Annotated in this window: 18 protein-coding genes; 16 read left to right on the top strand and 2 right to left on the bottom strand. The window is 45.5% G+C overall.

Annotated features, from left to right (window positions below):
* Positions 1–3 precede the first annotated feature (3 nt).
* The 4 genes from TES5_RS03050 (at position 4) to dtd (ending at position 4398) form a co-directional block, all read left to right on the top strand.
* Positions 4–780: a 16S rRNA (uracil(1498)-N(3))-methyltransferase gene (locus tag TES5_RS03050; protein WP_068559673.1), complete on the top strand. Its 777-nt coding sequence runs from the start codon at positions 4–6 to the stop codon at positions 778–780.
* A complete protein-coding gene (gene deoC / locus TES5_RS03045) occupies positions 773–1438 on the top strand; it encodes a deoxyribose-phosphate aldolase (RefSeq protein ID WP_068559671.1) in 666 nt (221 codons plus the stop codon). Before TES5_RS03050 ends, deoC begins: the two co-directional genes overlap by 8 nt.
* A 276-nt stretch (positions 1439–1714) precedes the next feature.
* Positions 1715–3925, top strand: a complete 2211-nt coding sequence (locus TES5_RS03040; protein ID WP_068559670.1) for a RelA/SpoT family protein — start codon at positions 1715–1717, stop codon at positions 3923–3925.
* A gap of 26 nt (positions 3926–3951) precedes the next feature.
* Complete coding sequence (dtd, locus tag TES5_RS03035; protein WP_068559668.1) at positions 3952–4398, top strand: D-aminoacyl-tRNA deacylase; 447 nt, start codon at positions 3952–3954, stop codon at positions 4396–4398.
* Positions 4399–4828: 430 nt separating this feature from the next.
* On the opposite strand, the gene TES5_RS03030 is transcribed toward dtd, so the two are convergent.
* On the bottom strand, positions 4829–6145 hold the full coding sequence (locus tag TES5_RS03030) for an N-acetylmuramoyl-L-alanine amidase (RefSeq protein ID WP_232309274.1): 1317 nt from the start codon (positions 6143–6145) through the stop codon (positions 4829–4831).
* 492 nt (positions 6146–6637) lie between these two features.
* Here TES5_RS03030 and hisS point away from each other — a divergent pair, with 492 nt between their 5' ends.
* The 5 genes from hisS to TES5_RS03005 all read left to right on the top strand — a co-directional run bounded on the left by hisS (position 6638) and on the right by TES5_RS03005 (position 12343).
* Complete coding sequence (hisS, locus tag TES5_RS03025; protein ID WP_068559833.1) at positions 6638–7960, top strand: histidine--tRNA ligase; 1323 nt, start codon at positions 6638–6640, stop codon at positions 7958–7960.
* A gap of 24 nt (positions 7961–7984) precedes the next feature.
* Positions 7985–9751, top strand: coding sequence for an aspartate--tRNA ligase (aspS, locus tag TES5_RS03020; RefSeq protein WP_068559664.1), 1767 nt, complete (start codon positions 7985–7987; stop codon positions 9749–9751).
* 156 nt (positions 9752–9907) lie between these two features.
* Positions 9908–10801 (top strand): deoxyribonuclease IV, encoded by an 894-nt coding sequence (locus TES5_RS03015; protein WP_068559662.1) that lies wholly within the window; start codon positions 9908–9910, stop codon positions 10799–10801.
* A gap of 89 nt (positions 10802–10890) precedes the next feature.
* Positions 10891–11469 (top strand): LemA family protein, encoded by a 579-nt coding sequence (locus TES5_RS03010; RefSeq protein ID WP_068559660.1) that lies wholly within the window; start codon positions 10891–10893, stop codon positions 11467–11469.
* A gap of 28 nt (positions 11470–11497) precedes the next feature.
* Complete coding sequence (locus TES5_RS03005; protein WP_068559658.1) at positions 11498–12343, top strand: TPM domain-containing protein; 846 nt, start codon at positions 11498–11500, stop codon at positions 12341–12343.
* Positions 12344–12415: 72 nt separating this feature from the next.
* On the opposite strand, the gene TES5_RS03000 is transcribed toward TES5_RS03005, so the two are convergent.
* Positions 12416–13252, bottom strand: coding sequence for a pyruvate, water dikinase regulatory protein (locus TES5_RS03000; protein ID WP_068559656.1), 837 nt, complete (start codon positions 13250–13252; stop codon positions 12416–12418).
* 92 nt (positions 13253–13344) lie between these two features.
* Here TES5_RS03000 and TES5_RS02995 point away from each other — a divergent pair, with 92 nt between their 5' ends.
* From TES5_RS02995 to recO, 7 genes are all read left to right on the top strand, one after another.
* The gene (locus tag TES5_RS02995) at positions 13345–13776 is read left to right on the top strand and encodes a Fur family transcriptional regulator (RefSeq protein WP_143148176.1); all 432 of its coding nucleotides are present in this window, start codon (positions 13345–13347) and stop codon (positions 13774–13776) included.
* 180 nt (positions 13777–13956) lie between these two features.
* The gene (rpsU, locus tag TES5_RS02990; RefSeq protein WP_068559653.1) at positions 13957–14130 is read left to right on the top strand and encodes a 30S ribosomal protein S21; all 174 of its coding nucleotides are present in this window, start codon (positions 13957–13959) and stop codon (positions 14128–14130) included.
* A gap of 203 nt (positions 14131–14333) precedes the next feature.
* Positions 14334–15320, top strand: coding sequence for a PhoH family protein (locus TES5_RS02985; RefSeq protein ID WP_068559651.1), 987 nt, complete (start codon positions 14334–14336; stop codon positions 15318–15320).
* 8 nt (positions 15321–15328) lie between these two features.
* Positions 15329–15811, top strand: coding sequence for an rRNA maturation RNase YbeY (ybeY, locus tag TES5_RS02980; protein WP_068559831.1), 483 nt, complete (start codon positions 15329–15331; stop codon positions 15809–15811).
* Positions 15783–16208 (top strand): diacylglycerol kinase family protein, encoded by a 426-nt coding sequence (locus TES5_RS02975; protein WP_068559649.1) that lies wholly within the window; start codon positions 15783–15785, stop codon positions 16206–16208. Before ybeY ends, TES5_RS02975 begins: the two co-directional genes overlap by 29 nt.
* A gap of 10 nt (positions 16209–16218) precedes the next feature.
* Positions 16219–17130: a GTPase Era gene (era, locus tag TES5_RS02970; RefSeq protein ID WP_068559646.1), complete on the top strand. Its 912-nt coding sequence runs from the start codon at positions 16219–16221 to the stop codon at positions 17128–17130.
* A gap of 90 nt (positions 17131–17220) precedes the next feature.
* Positions 17221–18060, top strand: a complete 840-nt coding sequence (recO, locus tag TES5_RS02965) for a DNA repair protein RecO (protein ID WP_068559644.1) — start codon at positions 17221–17223, stop codon at positions 18058–18060.
* The last annotated feature ends 225 nt before the right edge of the window (positions 18061–18285 follow it).

The raw sequence follows: 18285 nt of genomic DNA, 5'->3' as shown, positions 1-18285 counted from the left end.
AGCATGCAACGATACATCATTCCGCCGCTGACAAGAGATTATCAAACGCAGCCGATCATTTTGTCGGATGATTTCCATCACCATATGGTGCATGTGATGCGCATGAAGCAGGGGGAGCAAGTATATTTGGCCGACAATTCAGGCATTTCGTTCGTTGCGGAGCTCATTGACATATCCGCAAATACGGTCAGTTTGAAATGGGTGGCTGATGAAGACCGTTCAACGGAACTTCCGGTCAAGATTACGATTGCCTGCGGTTTGCCGAAGGGCGACAAGCTGGAATATATCGTACAGAAGGGTACAGAGTTGGGCGCGGCAGCCTTCCTGCCTTTTTCAGCAAAAAATGCGGTTGTGAAGTGGACAGCGGACAAAAGCGCAAAAAAACAGCAGCGCCTGCAGAAAATTGCGAGAGAGGCCGCGGAGCAATCGCACCGCCAAAAAGAGCCTTTTGTGCATCCTGTGCACAACCTCAAAGAGTTGTTGGCGGAAGCGGAAAAATACAGTAAAGTATTGATTGCCTATGAAGAGGATGCAAAGGTCGGTGAGGGCAGCATCTTGGTGAACACACTGGGAAATCTTGAACCAGGCGATTCTTTGTTGTTTGTATTTGGCCCTGAAGGCGGATTAGCGCCGGAAGAACTGGCGGCGTTCAGACAAGCCGGCCATAAGAGCTGTGCTTTGGGACCGAGGATTTTGCGGGCCGAAACAGCCCCTTTATATGCGTTGGCGGCAGTATCCTATGAAATGGAATTAAGAAAAGGAGCGGATAAAAATGGTTGAAAAATTAAACAAGTATATCGATCACACATTATTAAGACAAGATGCGACAGAGGAGGAAATCAAAGCCCTTTGCGAAGAGGCGAGGGAATATGACTTCAAGTCCGTCTGCGTGCAACCCTACTGGGTCAAAAAAGTAGAAGCCTTCCTGACCGGCTCGGATGTGCTTGTCTGTACGGTCATTGGGTTTCCGCATGGTGCCAATACGGCTGAAGTGAAGACTTTCGAAGCGAAACAGGCGGTCCAGAACGGTGCTGATGAAGTCGATATGGTCATCAACATTGGCGCTTTGAAGGATGGCGATTATCAGACTGTCGAACATGAAATCGCAGCTTTGGTCGAAGCCGTAAAAGGCAAAGCGATCCTGAAGGTCATCATTGAGACCTGTCTGTTGACCGATGAGGAAAAAGTCATCGCTTGCCAGTTGGCCCAAAAGGCTGGTGCCGACTTTGTCAAGACATCCACCGGCTTTTCGACAGGTGGTGCAACTTTGGAAGATATCGCACTGATGCGTAAAACTGTCGGTCCCGTGATGGATGTGAAAGCAAGCGGTGGAGTGCGCACGTACGAAGACGCCTTGGCTTTCATTGCAGCCGGCGCGACTCGTTTGGGCACTTCCAGTGGCAAGAAAATCGTCGAAGGTTGGCTTGCGGTCAGATAAATGCATGGGGTGCTCCGTTTGCATCCGAATAATTAAATGATCAAGGAACCTTGAATGACTGCTTTTTTTATGAAGCTGTCCTTCAAGGTTTTTTATAGTGCATTATGCTCGTGAACCGAGGATAATTGTTGATGGCGCATCGTTCCGATTTAAAGTATAATAAAAGGAAATATTCATTTTTTTATTTACGGAACAGCGTATGCTCGGTATTGGTTCCGTCTGAGAATGGAACTGCAGTAAGGAAATACATAATCTTAAAGAGTCAGGAGTGACAACATGCCGAAAATCAAAACCTATTCACCTGAAGAGGTTGTGCAGCTATGCGCGGAATATATGAATGAAACCCACGTGGCATTTGTCCAAAAAGCGTGTGATTTTGCCCGGGAGGCTCATAGCGGACAGATGCGGAAGTCCGGTGAGGAATACTTCGTTCATCCGACTCAAGTCGCAGCGATATTGGCAGATTTGAAATTAGATCCAGAAACGATCGCAACGGGATTTTTGCATGATGTTGTGGAAGATACAGAATTTACTTTGGATGATATCGAACGGGAATTCTCCAAAACCGTCGCCATTCTGGTGGATGGCGTTACCAAGTTAGGGAAAATCGAATACAAGTCGCATGAAGAGCAACAGGCTGAAAACCACCGCAAAATGTTGATGGCCATGGCGAAGGATTTACGGATCATCATGGTGAAACTAGCGGACAGATTGCACAATATGCGGACATTGAAATATCACAAGCCGGAAAAACAACGGACCATCTCAAATGAGACTTTGGAGATATATGCACCCTTGGCCCACCGCCTGGGGATGAACCGGATCAAATGGGAATTGGAGGATACGTCGCTCAGGTATTTGAATCCACAGCAATATTACCGGATTGTTCACTTGATGAACAGCAAACGCGATGAACGGGAGCTCTACATCAAGGACACGATCAACAAAATCAAAGACTCAATCGATGAATTAGAGATTGAGGCCGACATCTACGGCAGGCCGAAGCATATCAACTCCATTTATCGGAAAATGAAGGACCAAAAGAAACAATTCACGGAAATCTATGATCTTTTGGCTATCCGCGTCATCGTCCATTCCATCAAAGACTGTTATGCCGTTTTGGGTGCTATTCATACAAAATGGAAACCGATGCCGGGTCGGTTCAAAGACTATATCGCCATGCCTAAGGCGAATATGTATCAGTCGCTGCATACGACAGTTATCGGGACACAAGGAACGCCAGTCGAAATCCAAATCCGGACAATCGAAATGCACCAAGTCGCGGAGTACGGGGTTGCGGCTCACTGGGCATACAAAGAGGGTATCACCAAAAAAATCGATCCCGATAAGATGCCCCATCAGATCGATTGGTTCCGTGATCTGATCGACTTGCAGGATGATTCCAAGAATGCTAGTGAGTTCGTCGAAAGCGTCAAGGAGGATATCTTCAAGGACAAGGTTTATGTCTTCACTCCGAAAGGCGATGTCGTCGAATTGCCATCGGGTGCCGGCCCTTTGGATTTCGCCTATAATATCCATACTGAAATCGGACATAAAACCATTGGGGCAAAAGTCAATGGCAAGATTGTCCCTTTGAACTACAAACTGCAGAATGGCGATATCATCGAAGTGATGACATCACCGAACTCATTCGGTCCGAGCAGGGACTGGGTCAACTTGGTTTCCACCAGTAAGGCAAAAAACAAAATCAAACGCTACTTCAAGCTGCAGGACCGTGATGAACACGTCATCAAAGGCCGCGATATGCTGGAAAAACAACTGACGGAAATGGAATTTTCACCAAAAGAATTCCTGACGAAACAAGCAATCAAAGATTTATTGAATCGCTTCAATGTCAATTCAGAGGATGATCTGTATGCAGCCATCGGGTTCGGTGAATTGTCCGCGTTTATTGTATCCAACCGTTTGACCGAGAAAGCACGCCGGGAGCGGGACAAACACAAAGCGGAACAACAGTTGGACACAATCGAGCAAAAAACGAAAAAAGACAACCCTAAAATGAAGATCCGCCATGAAGGTGGTGTAGTCATTCAAGGTGTAGATAATCTGCTCATCCGCATCAGCCATTGCTGCAATCCGGTCCCAGGAGATGAAATTGTCGGATACATCACAAAAGGGCGCGGCATCTCAGTCCATAGGAAAGATTGCCCGAATGTGCAGGTATCGGGAGAACATGGCGATCGGCTGATCGAAGTCGAATGGGAGGATGCCGGCACGTCCACCATCGATTACGAAACCGAGTTGACAGTCGAAGGCTATAATCGCTCAGGCCTCTTGAATGAAATTCTGCATGTGGTGAACACAATGACCAAAAATCTCAGCAGCGTCAACGGGAAAGTCGACAGCAATAAAATTGCGGTCATTACGCTGAAAATTGGAATTCAGAATTTGAGTCAACTGGATAAAATCGTTGATAAAATAAAAAATATTCCGGATGTGTACACAGTCAGAAGGGTCATATCCTGATTAATCAAAGTGAATAGAGGAAATTTATGCGTGTAGTTGTGCAGAAAGTGACGGAAGCAGCCGTCTTGGTTAATGGGGAAATCATAGGAGAAATTGGTAAAGGGTTCATGCTATTGGTCGGTATCGGTAAAGAGGATGCACAAGAAGATGTGTGCTACCTTGCCCGTAAAGTTGCAAATCTCAGGGTTTTTGAGGATGAAGAGGGGAAAATGAACCGCTCTTTGAAGGATGTGGGTGGAGACATTCTTTCCATATCCCAGTTCACTTTATTCGCTGATACAAAAAAAGGCAATCGTCCAAGCTTCATCAATGCGGCCGCCCCCGAAACCGGCGAGGCGCTCTATCAAGAGTTCAATGAACGGTTAAGAGCTGAAGGATTCTCAGTGGCGTCCGGTGAGTTCGGGGCGCACATGGCGGTTTCTTTGGTCAACGATGGGCCTGTAACCATAATCATCGATTCCAAAAACAAATAACAGAGTCTGCAGCTTGAACCATTCGAGGTTCAAGCTGCAGACTCTGTTTTCTTGATGTCTAGCTTCACGGGTTAGCCCTTCGGAAAAGTGATAAAGGAACCTCTTGTCTCTACGAGCCAAGACATACTGTTCGACTTGTCATGGTTCTTGCCATCTTTGATTGCTTAGAAACATGATACAACTGACCGGTACGGTCACGTTGATTCCTTTGTTTCGGAAGTCTCTCAGCAATTGGGCTCTTCGATGCTCAGTCGGCACGATTTCCTAAATTGTCATGACTCTTGCGATTTCAATCGCTTATTCCTGTCATCAGGCCATCCAACTGGTCTCGCAGTGAGGCCCTCTGATGTCGCACTGTGACATCAGAGTACTTGACCGATTAGGTCACAGTGTTTCCTTACTCAGGGCTGAACGAACCCGTTCCGCTTTCTTATTGGAAATATTCGGTCAATGCTTGGTAGATGCTTTCTGCCACCAGCGAGCGATAGTAGTCGGAATTGAAGGTCTTGACGTCGGATTCGTTGTTCATATAGCCAAGTTCCAACAGCAAGGCCGGCTGATCATTTTCGCGTGTAACCAGGAAATCTCCGAACTTGGATCCGTTGTCCTGCAACGGCAAGGTGTCAGCCAGGTGATTATCGACCAGATTGGCTAACGGGATATCCTCATCTGCGTAATAATAAGTCGTAAAGCCAGTCGCTGAAGTACCGCTTGCGGTGGAGTCGTAATGCAGACTGATGAATAAATCAGCATTGTTGACATTACTCATTTCTGCGCGATCTTCCAAAGTGACATAGATGTCCGAGGTGCGCGTCAATATGACGTTGGCTCCGGCACTGCGTAATTTTTCCGCCACAGCTTGAGCGGTTTTGAGTGTGACTTCCTTCTCATAAATATAAGTACCTTCCGCACCCGGATCTTCTCCTCCGTGGCCCGGATCAATCACGATTGTCGCTTCTGCAAGCGTGGTGGTCGATGACGCAGTGACTGGCGCACCGAGTGATTCGGATGTTTCCACCAACCAGGAGGCGACGTAACCTTCCTTGTTTCCCTCATATAGGATCTTATAGAAATCACCGGATTCGCTGATCAGTTCGTACTCTTCGCCTTTTTCGGCAATGAACAGGATATTGCTGCCTGTCGAAGCACTGCTGCGGACATTTACGCCATCCATCGTGATGATCACTTTCGGATTAGTGTCGTCTGCAACAACGGCAGTGGTATCGACTGTTTCTGGCGCCAACTGAATGCTGCCTGGTGAAATTTCGATCAGCTCAGACAAAATCCAAGCAACTTTATTGTTGTATTGGATTTGGCTCCAACCGTTTTCTTCGTATAATAGGGCGAATTTTTCACCTGAAATAGCCGTTCCGACGACTTCAGATGTTTCATTGTTCTCCTGCCGGATATTGGCGGAGGGTGCAAGGACCGTTGCCAGCAATTCGGAGGTTGCCGCGATTTCGGTATTGTTGATCAGCCAGCTTGCTACCCAACCGATTCTTCCATCCGATAACCGGACTTTATACCATTCGTTCTTATCCGCTAAAACGTTGACAGAGGATCCGCCTTGTATTTGCGTCATAATATCGTAAGATAAACCCGGACCGGACCGGACGTTTACGATGCTGGCGGAGATGCTGACCGAAGTATAGTTGGCTAATGCTACCGTACCGAAGGAGCCCAATCCAACAAATAGCAAAACAAGCATCAAGAAGAACAGATGTCTATTTTTTCCGATAGTTTTCACTGATTGTCTCCTTTCTGGTTTGGGATGCATAAAATTTACAAAAATTGTTCAATTCTTCTATCATTATAGCAAAGATACGTTATCCAATGCAAAGCCTTTTCAGAAATTATAAAGTTGTGCTGTATCTGGACAGGGGGGAAGTACATCAAGATGAAAATATGATGAAAACAGTATTGACAATTCGAAGCTTATCTTGTATCGTTAAGGAAATTATAAATGTCCAGTGAAGATCGAAGTAGAATAGATTGGTTTGATTCAGAGAGGATTGCCGCGGCTGAGAGCACTCCCAAACGTTTATTTGAAAGACAGGTTGGAGGATTAATAGTGAAAAGCTATTACGCCACGAACGTTACTCGTTAAAGGAAAGCTATGCTTTCGAATAAAGGTGGCACCACGTCTGACTAATCGTCCTTTTCCATGATGGAAAGAGGGCTATTTTTTTGCTTTTTTTCAGACAAAAAACAGTATGAAGCGAAAGGAATGGTTATAAAAATGATACAAAAACCAAAAGGGACTGCTGACATATTTTTGCAGGAAGCAGAAATTTGGCAATATGTGGAAGAGACAGCCCGAATCTTATTGCATGACTATCAATTTTCGGAAATCCGCACGCCGATGTTTGAAAGCTATGAGTTGTTTTCCAGAGGCGTTGGCGATACGAGCGATATCGTATCGAAAGAAATGTATGATTTCTTCGACAAAGGCGAACGCCATATCGCATTGAAGCCGGAAGGAACAGCCCCGGTGGTTAGGGCTTATGTTGAGAACAAACTGTTCGGTCCTGAACATCCAAAACCGCTGAAAGTCTATTACATCAGCCCAATGTTCCGCTACGAAAGACCACAAGGCGGAAGAATGCGACAATTCCACCAATTGGGTGTGGAAGTTTTCGGAAGCGTGAATCCGGCGACCGATGTCGAAACAATGGCATTGGCATGGGATATACTGAAGGAATTGGAATTGAGCGATCTGAAATTGGTCATCAATTCTTTGGGGAAAACTGAAGACCGGATCAGATACCGCGAAGCGCTGATCGCCTACCTAGAACCGTTCCATGATGAACTGAGCAAAGATTCCCAGACTCGTTTACATAAGAATCCGTTGCGCGTGTTGGACAGCAAAGACAAGCGCGACAAGGAAATCGTTGCCCAGGCACCAAGCATCTTGGAGTTCTTGTCGGATGATTCAAGGAAACATTTTGAGGCGGTTCAGGAAATGCTTCAGGCATTGGAAATTCCGTTCACTATCAACAGCAATATGGTCCGCGGACTCGACTATTACCAAGACACTATCTTTGAAATTATGACTTCGTCCGCAGTCTTCGGAGCCGAAACGACCATCTGCGGCGGTGGCCGCTATGATGGCTTGGTTCAGGAAATCGGCGGGCCGGAGGTTCCTGGATTTGGCTTCGGAATGGGCTTGGAAAGGCTGATCCTTTTGATCAAGGACCAGCAAGTCGATGTGCCAAAATTATCCGAGTTGGATGTTTATGTGGTCGGTCTGGGAGAAGCTACGAACATCGAAACCTTGAAATTGGTCCAAAATGCGCGCCAAGCAGGGTATTCGGCGGATCGAGACTTCCATGACCGCAAAGCCAAAGCCCAATTCAAAACCGCTACGAAAAATGGAGCCAAAGTGGTCCTGACAATCGGCGAGAATGAATTGAATAACAAACAGGTGCAATTCAAAGTGATGTCAACCGGCAAAGAACAGACTTTATCATTGGCTGAAATTTATGCTGATTTCGATAAAGTGTACAAAACACAGACAGCCGATATGACGGCTTTTAATGAATTTTTTGGAAAAGAAGACTAGAAAATACAGAAGAGGGTAGTGAAAATGGAAAGAAGAACAGAGTATTGCGGATTATTGACAGAAGCATCGGTTGGGCAGACTGTCGTCGCCAATGGTTGGGTAAACAAAAGAAGGGACTTGGGTGGATTGATCTTTATCCATCTGCGTGACCGTGAAGGCATCGTCCAAGTCGTTTTCAACACGGAATTCAGCGAAGAAGCCTTCCGTATTGCAGAAACGATCCGTGGAGAATATGTCCTGCAAGTCAAAGGTAAAGTAGTCCTACGTGAAGAAAATCAAATTAATCCGAATATCGGTACAGGAACGATCGAAATTGAAGCGGAATCCGTGGAAATTTTGGCGAAAGCGAAAACACCGCCGTTCTATATCGAAGGCGATCTGAACGTATCGGATGAACTGCGCATGAAATACCGCTACATTGACTTAAGAAGAGACAAAATGATGAACAACATGAAAATTCGCCATCAAACGACGCGTACTGTCCGTAATTATTTGGATGACTTGAATTTTATGGATATCGAAACACCATATTTGACGAAATCGACTCCGGAAGGTGCGCGTGACTATATCGTTCCATCCCGTGTCCACCAAGGCGAATTTTACGCACTGCCACAATCGCCGCAACTGTTCAAACAGATGCTGATGGGCGCTGGATTTGACCGCTATTACCAGATCGTTCGTTGCTTCCGCGATGAAGATTTGCGCGGTGACAGACAGCCAGAATTTACGCAAGTGGATATCGAAACAAGTTTCCTTTCTGCTGAGGAGATTCAGGAAATTACCGAAAACATGCTTCAAAAAGTCATGAAGGACGTTCTGGGCAAAGATATTCCGGCTCCATTCCCTCGCATCTCCTATGATGAGGCGATGAACCGTTTCGGCAGTGATAAGCCGGATACTCGTTTCGCGTTGGAACTGATCGACATGAACGAATTTGCGAAAACTTCTTCATTCAACGTATTCAAAGCAACAAGTGAAAGCGGCGGACAAGTCCGTGGCTTGAACGTTAAAGGTAAAGCCGATGCTTATTCACGCAAAGACATGGATAACCTGATCGAGTACGCCAAACAATACGGCGCAAAAGGCATGGCTTGGATGAAAGTCGAAGAAGATGGATTGAAAGGCGCCGTGGCGAAATTCTTTACCGAAGACAGCGATGAATTGATCAGACTGATGGATGCTGAGCCTGGAGACTTGCTTGTGTTTGTTGCTGATAAAAAAGAAATCGTCTATCAAGCGCTTGGAGAGTTGCGTCTGAAGTTTGGCCGCGATCTTGATCTAATCGACAAATCCCAATTCGCTTTCGTTTGGGTTGTGGATTGGCCATTGCTTGAGTACGATGCGGACGCAAAACGTTACACTGCAATGCACCACCCGTTCACACGTCCGAATGATGAAGATCTTAGCAAATTAGCCGAACATCCGGAAGAAGTTTATGCGCAAGCCTATGATATCGTCCTGAACGGTTATGAGATCGGCGGAGGCTCGTTGCGTATCCACACAAGAGAAGTACAGGAGCAGATGTTTGCGGCACTTGGTTTCAGTAAAGAAGAGGCTGAAGAGGAGTTCGGTTTCTTGATGGATGCATTCGATTACGGGTTCCCACCTCATGGGGGCATCGCTTTAGGGTTGGATCGTTTGGTCATGTTGTTGGCTGGTGAATCGAACATCCGCGAAGTGATCGCGTTCCCTAAAAACGGGAAAGCTTTCGACCCGATGACGAACGCCCCAAGCGAAGTAAGCGCAGCTCAGTTGAAAGAATTGAGCCTGAAAATCGCCTCTTTGGACTAACCTTGGATTAGCAATTGAACTAAAAAGAGCATCTGATGGTAATGAAAACAGGCCTTATGATACAATAATCGTATCATAAGGCTGTTTTTTTTCGTCTGTTGCTTTGGATTAGGCGGAATTGCTTTTTAGGATAATACACAATAAAAGGGTGAAGATATGTTAAAGATAGGTTCACATGTTTCTATGGGCGGCAAAAAAATGCTGTTGGGTTCAGCAGAGGAGGCAGCGTCATACGGTTCTTCGGTATTTATGATTTACACAGGCGCTCCGCAGAATACCCGGAGAAAAAGTGTCGATGAGATGAATATTCCGGAAGGAATGGATTATATGGCGAAGCATGGTCTGGTCGAGTTGGTCGTCCATGCACCCTACATCATCAATTTGGCGAATACAACGAAACCGGATCATTTTGAATTTGCGATCGGATTTTTGCGCGAAGAAATCGTGCGGGCTCAAGCGCTTGGTGCAAAACAAATCACGTTGCATCCAGGTTCGCATGTCGGCGCAGGTTCTGAGATAGGCATCAAACAGATCATCAAGGGCTTGAATGAAGTGCTGGAGCCTAGTCAGACAGCGCAGATTGCATTGGAAACGATGGCCGGAAAAGGCACAGAGATCGGCCGGACGTTTGAAGAGCTGGCTGCCATCATGGATGGGGTAGTCCATAACGACAAACTTTCGGTGACGTTGGATACGTGCCATACGAATGATGCGGGCTATAACGTCAAAGAGGACTTCGATGGTGTGTTGGAAGAATTCGACCGCATCATCGGCCTGGAACGTTTGAAAATGATTCATGTCAACGACTCAAAAAACGAGAGAGGGGCCCACAAAGACAGACATGCGAATATCGGATTCGGCACCATCGGCTTCGAAACTCTGAATAAAATCGTTCACCATCCGCAACTGCAGGATTTGCCGAAAATATTGGAAACGCCGTTCGTGGGCGAGGACAAAAAGAACAAAAAGGCGCCTTACAGATTCGAATTGGATATGCTGAAGTCGCAGACATTCAATCCGGGCTTATTGGAAGACATATTGAACCAGTAAGAAATACATCTTTGGATGGATGCGGTTTTGTCTGGAATCAGGGATAATTATATACAAGCACAAAATAAATGAATGAAGGAGATGGGAAGATGAAAGGTTGGTTGAAAGGCTTAATCGGTGTTTTTATTGCAGTGTTGTTGTTGGGAGTGCCATTGATCAGCTCTTATAATGGTTTGGTGACTGAGGAAAGCAATGTCGATGTGCAATGGGCGAATGTGGAAACCAAGCTCCAAAGACGTTATGATCTGATCCCCAACTTGGTGGAATCAGTAAAAGGAGCCATGGAACAGGAACAGGAAGTGTTCGGCGCAATCGCTGATGCCCGTGCCAGAATCGGCAGTGCCCAAACGACCGAAGAACAGGTTGCCGCCAGCAACGAAATGGAATCTGCACTTTCGCGTCTGTTGGTGATTGTCGAGAACTATCCGGAATTGAAATCGAATGAGCAGGTGACGGCTTTGATGGATGAGTTGGCGGGCACAGAAAACAGAATTTCTGTCGAAAGGGATCGATACAACGAATCTGTGCAACAATACAACAACAAAGTCAAACGCTTCCCTGGGTCGCTCATGGCCGGACTTTTCGGATTTGATGAAAAATCTTATTTTGAAGCGGTCAGCGGCGCTGAAACCGCGCCTAGTGTAGATCTGAATACAGATGACGAATAATTGAGGGGTTGAGGATGCTTTGTTTCAAATGAGAAAAAAGGTGCGATGGCAACTACTTTTGGTTTTGGGAGCATTCTTCTTTTCGATGATGTTCGCACCATCCAAAAACGCGCAGGAGTTACCAGATCCGACAAGCGAATTTTATGTCTATGATCCAAGCGGTACGCTCTCCGAAGAAACAAAAACATTCATCATGAGTGTGAATGAGCAGTACGAATTGACCGAGGAGAAACCTCAAGTTGTCGTGGCAGTGGTTGATTCACTGGAAGGCGAGACAATCGAGGAGTATTCTGTCGATCTGTTTGAAAAATGGAAAATCGGTCAAGCGGATGCTGACAATGGTGTACTGATTTTGTTGGCTCTGGAAGAAAGGGAAATCCGCTTCGAGATCGGGTATGGTCTGGAAGGTGCCCTGACGGACAGTAGAACGGGCAGAATTCTGGACAATCATCTGGAGTATCTTTCGGCCAACGATTTCGATGGTGGCCTGAAAGAAATCTTTACGGAGGCGGCAGTTGTCATCAATCAGGAGTATCAATATGATGATGAAGTGATTTTCTCCGGTTATCCTGTCAATACGACGCAATATGTGGAGGACGATTCGTCGTTCTTCGCATCCCTTATCCAATTCCTGTTTATTCTTTTGCTGTTGTCCTTCTTTTTTGGTGGCAGAGGCGGTCGCGGTGGACGTGGTGGTGGAATGAACCCGTTGTGGTGGTTGCTTCTTAGTGGAGGCGGCGGGAGCAGTTACCGCGGTAACAATCATCGTGGCGGATATGGCGGAGGCGGATTTGGAGGCGGTGGATTTGGTGGTGGTGGCGGCTTCGGAGGCGGCGGTTCTTCCGGAGGCGGTGGATCCAGCAGAGGGTTCTGACCAAACTGCCCGGCTGCAAAATAGAAAAAAGAAGAGGGCCCGAATGAATCAACGGGTTCTCTTCTTTTGGTTTTACGGAATGATGGTTGTATCGGAGATTTCGATGCTGCTCATGATGATCGCGGCTGTTTCTTCTATAGAACGTTTGGATACATTGATGACAATGCAACCCAATTTGTTGTACAAATCATACGCATATTCCAATTCAGCCCGGATACGATCCATGTCCGAATAGATGGTTTCAGGCGATAATCCGTAGGCGATCATCCGTTCTTTTCGGAAATTATTCAACACTTCGGCATCATTGGTCAATCCTACGATTTTCTTCGGATCCACTTGCCAAATCTCTTCGGGCACTGAGGCTTCCGGCATAATCGGCAAGTTTGCTACTTTGATGTTTTTGTTTGCCAAAAACATGGAAAGTGGGGTTTTTGAAGTACGCGAAACGCCCAGCAGGACGAGATCCGCATCCAAAAAGCCTTTTGGATCTTTTCCGTCATCATATTTGACAGCGAATTCGATAGCGCTGATCCGGTTGAAATATTCGTCGTCCAGACGGTGCAAAGCGCCCGCCCTCTTGAGTGGCAGTTGTCCCGTTGCTTTGGAAATATCCTTGACCAAGTCCTTCAGTATGTTATAGCAAGGCAAATTCTCTGCTTCGCAGAAATCGTCTGTGAACTCACTCAAATTTTCGACGACCAAAGTATGGATGACAAATGCTTTCAGCTCTTTGGCCTCTTCCAATACTGGCTCCAGATCCTTCATTTTTCTGATGAACGGATAGTGATACATATGAACTGTCAGTGATGGGAATTGCGCCAAGACTGCCTGAAGGACTTTCCTGGCCGTATCTCCCACTGAATCGGATATAATGACAAAATGTAGGTCCTGTTGCTCCTGTTGTTCCATATAATTTCGTCCTTCCTGAATCTTAATCATTGCATTCTCACTAATAATATACTATAGTCAATTTGAAAATGATAGAGTCGGGAGGGAAAATGATGCCAGTAGATACCGTAACAATTGCACTGCAGCGATTAAAAAAGCACGGTTATAAATACACTCAAAAAAGAGAAGATATCATTACTGTCTTTGTGGAAGAGAACCGCTACCTTCCGGCAAAAGCAGTTTTACAGGCTTTGGAGGAGGAATATCCGACACTCAGCTATGATACGATATACCGCAATCTGTACACTTTTGTTGAAGTTGGAATCTTGGAAGAAACAGAATTGAACAACGAAAAACTTTTCCGGATCACTTGTCTGCACGAGGGACACCATCATCATCACTTTATTTGTCAACAATGCGGAATGACGATTGCTTTGCAGATGTGTCCGATGGATTTCTTCGAGCAACAGTTGGAAGGATGCCAGATTTCTTCCCACCGCTTCGAAATATTTGGTGTTTGCAAGAACTGTCTGACTGCCGGATAGCGCGAAAGTCAGTACAGAAAACTCAGGTTTATTCTGATGGTAGAAATCCTATTGTTGTTTTACAATAAAACGTTGCAATTGCTTTCTTCTATGATATAATATCAAAAGAACAATTTCATTTTGATTACTTACTTTCAAAAGGAAACGTTACTTTTAATGCTCGGAGGGAGGGAATATTTAATGTCAAAAACAGTTGTTCGTAAAAACGAATCTCTTGATGATGCTCTTCGTCGCTTTAAACGTACTGTTTCAAAAACTGGAACTCTACAAGACGCTCGTAAACATGAATTTTATGAAAAGCCAAGTGTGAGACGCAAGAAAAAATCTGAAGCTGCCAGAAAACGTAAATTCTAACAGTCAGATGCTCACATTCTAAAATTCTTAGAGACTTATCGATAAAGAATGGGATGATCTCCGTATCATTCCATTTTTTTGTCGTTCTGCAGAATCACCTTGAACGTAAGAGGGATAAATACTTTCATAAGCCTTGCCGCTTTATGTTATAATGTAGGCAATGAGCAGTGAAAAAAATCCCCAAAAAGAGGAGTGTAGCTTGTTTGACCGATAAAGTGAATAAAACAGAGAAAATTGAAGTGACGGACGCATCCGTCTTGCCTCAATTATTTGGATCGCAGGATAAGCATCTGAGGATGCTGGAAGATGCTCTGCATGTGACCATTACAAGCCGCGGCATGAAAATTGAAATCAGTGGTGAAGAGCCAGCTGTCGACAGAGCCCGCTCCCTGATTAAGCAACTATTGGAACTGTCAGCGCGCGGCATCCCTATTTCACAAACAGATATCGTCACAGCTATAAAAATGTCGGAACGCGGAAGCCTTGACTTCTTCATTAACCTTTACGAAGAGGAAATAGGCAGATCATACGCAGGCAAGCCTATCCGGGCAAAAAATTTCGGCCAAAGACAATATGTGCAAGCCGTCAAGAATAAAGATGTTGTTTTCGGAATAGGTCCTGCCGGGACCGGGAAAACGTTCTTGGCCGTAGTGATGGCTGTTGAGGCTCTGAAGAACGGTAAAGTAAAAAAAATCATCCTGACACGTCCAGCTGTTGAAGCTGGTGAAAATCTGGGATTTTTACCCGGAGATCTGAAGGAAAAAGTTGACCCGTATCTGCGTCCGGTCTATGATGCGCTTTATGCAATCTACGGGGTTGAGCACACCACACGTTTGATGGACAGGGGAGTCATCGAAATTGCGCCGCTAGCTTATATGCGTGGACGGACGCTGGAAGATGCCTTCATCATCCTTGATGAGGCTCAGAATACGACCGTCGCACAGATGAAGATGTTCCTGACGCGGCTCGGGTTCGGTTCAAAAATGATCGTCAACGGTGACAAGACCCAAATCGATTTGCCGAAAGGGGCGCTGTCAGGATTGATTGATGCCGAGAAGAAACTTAAGGGCATCCCGGATATCGCTTTTGTCACCTTTGATACCTATGATGTCGTGCGGCATCCGGTCGTTGCGAACATCATCAAAGCATATGATGTCAAAGAGGAAACAAAACACAACATAGAAAAGTGAGCGATTATATGGAAATAGATATTTTTGATGAAACAGAATCTGTACAAAAAGACCACACGGAGTTGGTCCATTCCCTGATTTCCTTTGCGGGGGAGTATTTGAAGTTGGCACCGGATACCGAATTGTCGATCACGTTTGTGGACAACAATCGTATCCAGGAGATCAATCGAGAATACCGCAACAAAGATCAAGCGACGGACGTCATCAGCTTTGCGCTGAATGATGACATGGATGATGACTTCCCAATCAATATGGAAAGCATATCCGGATTGTTCCCCACCAACATTGGCGATATCATCATTTCAACCGAAAAGACCCTTGAACAAGCGGAGTCCTATGGTCACAGTTTCGAAAGAGAACTGGGTTTCCTTGCTTTGCATGGTTTCCTGCATTTGAATGGTTATGATCACATGACGGAGGAAGACGAAAAGGAAATGTTTGGTCTTCAGAAAGAGATATTGGATGCTTATGGACTTAAAAGAGACGAGTAAGGAAAAAATGGGGAAAGTTGGCAAGAATCCAAATTTTTTCGCTTCAGTTAGGCATGCTTTGGATGGCATCGGCATTATCCTCAAAGAAGAAAAGAATATGCGCAGCCATGCCTTGTTGGGCTTGATACCGCTTCTGTTGGCATGGATTTTCGAATCGAGCACAACGGAATGGATCGTGATCATCTTCTGCATATTTTTGGTCATCATCATGGAATTTTTGAATACGATATTTGAAAATGTGGTCGATTTGGTTACGGATTACGAATATCATCCTCTCGCAAAGAAAGCAAAAGATATCGCTGCCGGAGCGGTCTTGGTTACAGTACTCTTTACCATTGTTATTGCAGCTATCATTTTTTTGCCCGAGTTTGTGGAATTATATTATAAGTTAATTTGAGGAGTTTTGTATGAATAAAAAAGAAGATTTCAAATCTGGGTTCGTCTCCATCATCGGGAGACCGAACGTAGGAAAATCCACCCTACTGAACCGTATTGTCGGTCAAAAGGTCGCTATCATGAGCGATGTCCCGCAAACTACACGGAACAAAATCCAAGGAGTAGTCACTTCGGATGATTCCCAAATTGTGTTCATCGACACTCCCGGAATCCACAAACCGCAGACGCGTTTGAACGATTTTATGCTGAAGAGCGCATACAGTACGTTCAATGAAGTGGATCTGGTTCTCTTTATGGTGAATGCGGCAGAAAAAAGAGGGGCGGGCGATAATTTTATCCTTGAGAAACTCAAAAATCTGCGCACGCCGAAATTCTTGGTCATCAACAAAATCGATCAGGTCAAGCCGGAGGAATTGCTTAAAATCATTATGGACTATACGTCAGACAATGAATTTAATGAAGTGATTCCGATTTCCGCCATTCAAGGGAACAATGTCGATGAAATGATGGTCACCATCAAAAAATACATGCCGGAAGGACCGCAATTCTATCCGGACGATCAAGTGACGGATCATCCGGAATATTTCGTCGTGTCCGAATTCATCCGCGAAAAGATCCTGCAGTTGACCAAAGAAGAAGTGCCGCATTCCGTGGCAGTCGTCGTGGAATCGATGTTGCGCAATGAAGATGATAAAGTGCACGTACACGCAACCATCATCGTCGATCGTGCTAGCCAGAAAGGCATCATCATCGGCAAAGGCGGGAAAATGTTGAAAGAAATCGGTGTCCGTGCACGCCGCGATATCGAAGCGATGCTTGGTGATAAGATCTACCTCGAACTTTGGGTAAAAGTCCAAAAAGATTGGCGCGACAAACAGAGTTATCTGCAGGACTACGGTTACCGCCAAAAAGATTACGATTGATCAGCTCGTGCGCTAAAGGTATTCGTATAGCAATCAGAAAGAGTTTGGGAGGTTGCCTTCCGGGCTCTTCTGTTTTTGAAAGGATGCGACATGGAGATATATCAGCAATTTGATGGCATCGTCTTATCGATCCGAAAACACAGGGAAAAGGATGCTTTGGTAAAAATATTTACGCGTGAACATGGAAAACGGATGTTTTTTGTAAAGAACATCAAAAATCCGAACCATTCCCTGAAAGCAGCGTTGCTGCCATTCACGAAAGCGACTTATCTTGGCCACATCAAAGATGACGGACTCAGCTTCCTTCAGGATAGTCGCGATATCTCCCATTTTTCCAACATGCAAACGGACATCCACCTGAATGCCTATGCGACTTATTTGAACAACTTAGCCGATGCGGCCATTAATGATGCCATCAAGGCAGCCGACCTCTACGATCTGCTCGAGGAATCTCTGGTCGCCATGCAGAACGGGATGGATGCGGAAGTCATAGTGAACATTTTCGAGATGCGGGTATTGAAATATTTCGGAGCAGCTCCGCAACTGCAGGAATGCGTTGTCTGTCACAGCAAACAGGAACCATTCGATTTTTCGGTCAAATATTCCGGAGCGCTATGCCAGAAACATTACGGTGAGGATCCCAGAAGATCACATGCAAGCCCTGCGGCAATCCATTTTGCCCGTATTTTCCAATTGGTAACGCCCAAGCAAGTCGGGAACATAAAAATAAAACCGGAGACAAAACAGGCGCTCAGAGCCTTCATCGACGAATTATATGAAGAATATGTCGGGATCCGCCTGAAAAGTAAGAGCTTCATCGATCAGATGTACGCTTGGGAGACAAAGGTTGAAATCCCGTTCCGTTCCGCTACCGAACCGGAGCCAAACAAGCCGAACGAAAGCGTACAGTCCGATCCAAGTAATTCTTGACAATCTGCATAAACAAGGCTAATATTGAGGATAACTAAATACTGGACGTTGAAGATAAAAGTACCTCTGGTCAGTACCGAAAAGCGAATTTGGGATAGTGTGAGCCAAAGCGGGAGACTATTGCGGAAAGGCGTATCCGAGTCCTGTAACGAAGTGCCGGCGTCAGCCGGAATTAGGGTGGAACCGCGAAAATATTCGTCCCTATGTTTCAAGGAAACTTGATGC

The sequence above is a fragment of the Trichococcus sp. ES5 genome (assembly GCF_900067165.1).
In the GTDB taxonomy this organism is placed as follows: domain Bacteria; phylum Bacillota; class Bacilli; order Lactobacillales; family Aerococcaceae; genus Trichococcus; species Trichococcus flocculiformis.
Note: the sequence above shows the minus strand (reverse complement) of the source record. Positions and strands in the feature narration are given on the sequence as shown.

What these genes read in the sequence shown, in the direction of transcription:
- TES5_RS03050 (WP_068559673.1), top strand. Translation starts at nt 4, where the DNA reads ATGCAACGATACATCATTCCGCCGCTGACAAGAGATTATCAAACGCAG.
- deoC (WP_068559671.1), top strand. Translation starts at nt 773, where the DNA reads ATGGTTGAAAAATTAAACAAGTATATCGATCACACATTATTAAGACAA.
- TES5_RS03040 (WP_068559670.1), top strand. Translation starts at nt 1,715, where the DNA reads ATGCCGAAAATCAAAACCTATTCACCTGAAGAGGTTGTGCAGCTATGC.
- dtd (WP_068559668.1), top strand. Translation starts at nt 3,952, where the DNA reads ATGCGTGTAGTTGTGCAGAAAGTGACGGAAGCAGCCGTCTTGGTTAAT.
- hisS (WP_068559833.1), top strand. Translation starts at nt 6,638, where the DNA reads ATGATACAAAAACCAAAAGGGACTGCTGACATATTTTTGCAGGAAGCA.
- aspS (WP_068559664.1), top strand. Translation starts at nt 7,985, where the DNA reads ATGGAAAGAAGAACAGAGTATTGCGGATTATTGACAGAAGCATCGGTT.
- TES5_RS03015 (WP_068559662.1), top strand. Translation starts at nt 9,908, where the DNA reads ATGTTAAAGATAGGTTCACATGTTTCTATGGGCGGCAAAAAAATGCTG.
- TES5_RS03010 (WP_068559660.1), top strand. Translation starts at nt 10,891, where the DNA reads ATGAAAGGTTGGTTGAAAGGCTTAATCGGTGTTTTTATTGCAGTGTTG.
- TES5_RS03005 (WP_068559658.1), top strand. Translation starts at nt 11,498, where the DNA reads ATGAGAAAAAAGGTGCGATGGCAACTACTTTTGGTTTTGGGAGCATTC.
- TES5_RS03000 (WP_068559656.1), bottom strand. Translation starts at nt 13,252, where the DNA reads ATGGAACAACAGGAGCAACAGGACCTACATTTTGTCATTATATCCGAT.
- TES5_RS02995 (WP_143148176.1), top strand. Translation starts at nt 13,345, where the DNA reads ATGCCAGTAGATACCGTAACAATTGCACTGCAGCGATTAAAAAAGCAC.
- rpsU (WP_068559653.1), top strand. Translation starts at nt 13,957, where the DNA reads ATGTCAAAAACAGTTGTTCGTAAAAACGAATCTCTTGATGATGCTCTT.
- ybeY (WP_068559831.1), top strand. Translation starts at nt 15,329, where the DNA reads ATGGAAATAGATATTTTTGATGAAACAGAATCTGTACAAAAAGACCAC.
- TES5_RS02975 (WP_068559649.1), top strand. Translation starts at nt 15,783, where the DNA reads ATGCTTATGGACTTAAAAGAGACGAGTAAGGAAAAAATGGGGAAAGTT.
- era (WP_068559646.1), top strand. Translation starts at nt 16,219, where the DNA reads ATGAATAAAAAAGAAGATTTCAAATCTGGGTTCGTCTCCATCATCGGG.
- recO (WP_068559644.1), top strand. Translation starts at nt 17,221, where the DNA reads ATGGAGATATATCAGCAATTTGATGGCATCGTCTTATCGATCCGAAAA.